Raw genomic sequence first — 4,805 nt, forward strand, 5'->3', positions numbered from 1 at the left:
GGCCATCTGGCGCGCTCGGCCGCTGGGCGGCGGCGCTGCTCCTTGCCCTCGCCGTCCTGGTGCTGCTGCCCGTCGTCCACGCGCTGGCCGGCGATGTCGGCGTGCTGCTGTCCGGCAGCTTCGCGCTCGGCTTCCTGCTGGGGCGCCGGACCGGCAGGAGGCGGGCGTGACCCTGCGCGCCGCCGGGGCCGCGTCCGCCCGCTGCGTCCGCACCGCCGGCGGAGCCGATTCCTGCGCCCGGCCGCCCGCGGCCGGCGCCGGAGCCGCCGCCCGGCGGCGCGCGCGGCAACGCCTCCGGCGCGTCGTCTGCCGGGCGGATTCGCGCTCCCGGCCGTTTCCGGCCGTCCGCGATCCGCCCTAGCGGCCGCCTTTCCTCCCGGGGGCCGGCAGGGTCATCCCGCTCGGCCAGCGGTATCCCTCGACGCTCCACCCCTTGGCGCGCAGGAAGGGCGCGACGCAGACCTTGTTGCCCTGGTTGCCGCCAAGCAGCCACACCCCGGAGCGGTCGCCGTCCACGTACAGGCCGACATGCCAGCCCGTCGCCGTGGTCGAGGCCGCGGCATGGGCGTTGTGCACCACCGCCACGCAGCCCGGCACCGGATCGCCGAGCTTCTTGCCGACGTGCAGCCACATCTTGGCGCCGGCGAGGTACTTCCCGTTGAGGAAGTCGTTCGAGGCGACCCCCGCCTGCTGCAGGCACCAGGCGACGAAGGCGCCGCACCAGGCGGTCTCGTCCACCGCCGACAGCCCGGACCGGTTGAGGTGCGCGAACTGCTGCAGGTACTCGACGATGCGCGGGTTGTTGACGGCCTTGCCCGAGCCCTCCTGCTCGCCGATCTCGCACATCGCGATGTCGAACCAGAACGGCGTCGCGATGCCGGCGGGGCAGAGCGTGCCCCACCAGAGGAGGGGCGAGCCGCAGCACGGCGGGAACTCCCAGTGGTCCCCCGCCGGCAGGCCGTAGGCGCGGCGGAACTGCCGCACGCAAGCGCCGAGCGCGGCGTCGAAGAGGTCGCCGTCGCCGAGGCACGCGCCGGCCCAGACGCCCATCGCCCTGCGCAGGCTCCTCACCGCCCAGCCCGTGGTCTCGCGGAACAGAGGCTGCCTGGCCATGGCCGGATCCGGTCCCGATGCGGCGTCCCTGCCGGTCCCCGTGCCACGATATTCCGGCCGGAAGGCGCTACTCAACCAGGATGCGCGGCCCGGGCCGCGCCCCCCGGGCGCCGCCCGACACCTTCTCCCACAGCCGCCGCGCGATGGCCCGGTAGGCCTCCGCTTCCGGCGTGTCGGGCCGCGCCGCCACGATCGGCGTGCCGGCATCGGAGAGCTCGCGGATCTCGAGGCGCAGCGGCAGCTCGCCGAGGAACTCGACGCCGAGCCGCCCGGCCTCCGCCCGCGCCCCGCCGTGGCCGAACAGCTCGCTGCGGTGGCCGCAGTTCGGGCAGCAGAAGAAGCTCATGTTCTCGACGATGCCGAGCACCGGCACCTGCACCCGCTCGAACATCCGCACCCCGCGCCGCGCGTCCGCCAGCGCCACGTCCTGCGGGGTCGAGACGATCACCGCGCCGGCGAGGGGGACGCGCTGGCTCATGGTGAGCTGCGCGTCGCCCGTCCCCGGCGGCATGTCCACCACCATGATGTCGAGCGCGCCCCACTCGACCTGGCCCATGAGCTGCTCGAGCGCGCCCATCACCATCGGGCCGCGCCAGATCATCGCCGTCTCCTCGTCCACGAGGAAGCCGATGGACATCGCCTTCAGCCCCCAGCGGGAGAGCGGGAGGATGCGGCTCCCCGCGACGCGCGGCTTCTCGCGCAGCCCCAGCATGCGCGGCAGCGACGGGCCGTAGATGTCGGCGTCGAGCAGCCCGACGCGCAGGCCCTCGGCGGCGAGCGCGACGGCGAGGTTCACCGCCGTCGTGGACTTGCCCACGCCCCCCTTGCCGGAGGCGACGGCGACGATCGCGCCCACCTCGGGGAGCAGCATCGGCCCCTGCCCCGCCGCGGCCGGTCCGCCGCGCCCGGCCTGGTGCGGCCGCGCCCCGGCCGGTCCCTGCGCGCCGGACGGCGGCGCCGCCGGCGCCTCGCGGTGCGCCGTCAGCACGCAGGTCGCGCTCAGCACGCCGGGCACGCCGCGCGCCGCGCGCTCCGCGGCCGCGCGCAGCGGCTCGAGCGCGCGCGCCCGCTCGCGCGGGACCTGCAGGGCGAACTGCACCATCCCGTCGCGCACCGTCAGCCCCTCCACCATGCCGGCGGAGACGATGTCCCGGCCGGTCGCTGGATCCACCACCGCGCGCAGCGCGCTGCGGATCGACTCGGCAAGCGTTTCGCTCATCGCTTGAAAACCCCTCGGTTCCGGACAATATCGCCGCGGCCCCCGCGTCGCGAAGGGGCGCGACCGCCGTCCGGCCGCGCGGCGGTGTGGCCTTGTGCCCGCCCGGGCGACCTCTGGCCAGGTCTCGGTGCGGGCACGGCCTCGCGGGCCCGGCGCCGGCGTGGCGCCGGTGGCCCGGGCGGACCGGGGGCAGCAGCAGGAACCGGCGGGCGGACCGGTCCGACCGGCAGGATTTCGGAGGCGACACGCAGCATGGCCTGGAACACCCCCGGCGGACCGAGCCCCTGGGGCAACCCGCGCCCGGGCGGCCCCTGGGGCGGCCCGCCGCAGCCGCCGGGCGGCGGACCGGGCGGCCGCGGCCCCGACCTCGACGACCTGCTGCGCCAGGCGCAGGAGGCGGTGCGCCGCGTGCTGCCGCGCCGCGGCGGCAGCGGCGCCAAGGGGATCGCCCTGCTGCTCCTCGCCCTGATCGCGCTCTGGGGCGTCTCGGGCTTCTACCGGGTGCAGCCGGACGAGCAGGGCATCGTCCTGCGCTTCGGTGCCTACCACCGCTGGGCCGGGCCCGGCCTGAACTACCACATCCCCTGGCCGATCGAGACCGTCCTCACCCCGAGCGTCACGCGCATCAACCGCGTGGACGTCGGCTTCCGCGCCCCGCTCGAGGGGCCGGTGCAGCGCGTGCAGCGCCAGGCCGACATCCGCGAGGAGAGCCTGATGCTCACCGGCGACGAGAACATCATCGACATCGACTTTGCGGTGTTCTGGCGCATCCGCGACGCCGCCGAGTTCCTGTTCAACACCCGCCACCCCGAGGCCACGGTGAAGTCGGCCGCCGAGAGCGTGATGCGCGAGGTGATCGGCCGCACCCCGATCCAGCCCGCGCTCAGCCAGGCGCGCGGGCAGATCGAGGTCCAGGTGCGCCAGGGCACCCAGGCGATCCTCGACCAGTACGGCGCGGGGGTGGAGATCACCCAGGTCCAGCTCCTCAAGTCCGACCCGCCGGCGGAAGTGATCGACGCCTTCCGCGACGTGCAGCGCGCGGTCGCCGACCGCGAGCGCGCCCGCAACGAGGCCGAGGCCTACCGCAACAGCATCCTCCCCGAGGCGCGCGGCAACGCCCAGCGCCTGATCCAGGAGGCCGAGGCCTTCCGCGAGGCCCAGGTCGCGCGCGCCCGCGGCGAGGCGCAGCGCTTCCTCTCCGTCCTCGCCGCCTACCAGGTGGCGCAGGACATCACGGTGCGGCGCATGTACCTCGAGACGATGGAGGAGATCCTGCGGCGCAATCCGACGATGCTGGTGGACGACCGGCTGCAGGGCGTCGTGCCCTTCCTGCCGCTCGGCGAGCCCGCGCGCCCGACCGGCCGCGCGGCACCGTCGCCCGGCACGGGCCTGTCCTCCCTGCCGCTCTCCCGGCCCCCGCCGCTCTCCCCGCAGGGCGCAGCGCCGCAGGCCGGCGCCGCGGCCGGGCCTGCGCCGCCCTATCCGCCGGGCGGCGGCAGCGGGCGGCCGGCCGGAGGAGGGCTGCCGCGATGAACCGCGCCATCGCCCTGCTCGCGCTGGCGGTGCTCGCCGTCATCACCACCTTCTCGACCCTGTTCACGGTGCACCAGACGCAGCAGGTGCTGATCACGCAGTTCGGCGAGCCGATCCGCGTGATCCGGGAGCCCGGCCTGCACGCGAAGCTGCCCTTCATCCAGTCCGTGATCGCCTTCGACCGCCGGCTGCTCGACTACGACGCGCCGGGCGAGGAGGTGATCCTCGGCGACCAGCGCCGGCTGATCGTGGACAGCTTCACGCGCTACCGCATCACCGACCCGCTGCAGTTCTTCCAGACCGTGCGCGGCACCGAGGGCGGCATCCGGGCGCGGCTCAACTCCATCGTCTCCTCGGCGCTGCGCCGCGTGCTCGGGACCGAGCCGCTCGACGCCGTGCTGTCGCAGGACCGCGCGCGGATCATGGGCGAGATCCGCGACCAGGTGAACGAGGAGGCGCGCCGCTTCGGCATCGAGGTGCTGGACGTGCGCATCCGCCGCGCCGACCTGCCGGAGGAGAACACCCAGGCGATCCTCTCGCGCATGCAGACCGAGCGCCAGCGCGTGGCCAGCGAGCAGCGCGCCGAGGGCCAGGGCGAGTCGCTGCGCATCCGCGCCAACGCCGACCGCGAGCGCACGGTGCTGCTCGCCGAGGCGCAGGCCCAGGCCGACATCCTGCGCGGCCAGGGCGAGCAGGAGGCGATCCGCATCTTCGCCGAGGCGTTCCAGCGCGACCCGGCCTTCTTCCAGTTCTGGCGCACCATGCAGGCCTATCGCGAAGCCTTCGGCGACGGCTCGACCCGGCTGGTCCTGACGCCCGAATCCGAGTTCTTCCGCTACTTCCGCGAAAGCCCGGCCGGCGGCCGGCCGCCGCCCGCCGGCGTCGCCCCGGCGGCCTCCGGCGCGCCCGGCCCGGCCCCGGGCCCGGCGGCGAACGGGGG

The 4,805-nt window shown here is 75.5% G+C and carries 4 protein-coding genes; 2 read left to right on the forward strand and 2 right to left on the reverse strand.

All coding sequences use genetic code 11. The features are described 5' to 3' along the window. Positions 1 to 357: 357 nt before the first annotated feature. Together K1J50_RS18515 and K1J50_RS18520 are read right to left on the reverse strand one after the other, a co-directional pair. The gene (locus tag K1J50_RS18515) at positions 358 to 1,113 is read right to left on the reverse strand and encodes a TIGR02594 family protein (protein ID WP_220119225.1); all 756 of its coding nucleotides are present in this window, start codon (positions 1,111 to 1,113) and stop codon (positions 358 to 360) included. Between the two features lie 67 nt (positions 1,114 to 1,180). Next, positions 1,181 to 2,332: an Mrp/NBP35 family ATP-binding protein gene (locus tag K1J50_RS18520; RefSeq protein WP_220119226.1), complete on the reverse strand. Its 1,152-nt coding sequence runs from the start codon at positions 2,330 to 2,332 to the stop codon at positions 1,181 to 1,183. A gap of 252 nt (positions 2,333 to 2,584) precedes the next feature. Here K1J50_RS18520 and hflK point away from each other — a divergent pair, with 252 nt between their 5' ends. Beyond that, positions 2,585 to 3,865, forward strand: a complete 1,281-nt coding sequence (gene hflK / locus K1J50_RS18525; RefSeq protein ID WP_220119227.1) for an FtsH protease activity modulator HflK — start codon at positions 2,585 to 2,587, stop codon at positions 3,863 to 3,865. Beyond that, on the forward strand, positions 3,862 to 4,805 hold a 944-nt coding region (gene hflC, locus K1J50_RS18530; RefSeq protein ID WP_220119228.1), incomplete at its 3' end, for a protease modulator HflC. The genes hflK and hflC, both read left to right, overlap by 4 nt.

It is taken from the genome of Caldovatus aquaticus (assembly GCF_019458025.1).
Classification (GTDB): Bacteria; Pseudomonadota; Alphaproteobacteria; order Acetobacterales; family Acetobacteraceae; genus Caldovatus; species Caldovatus aquaticus.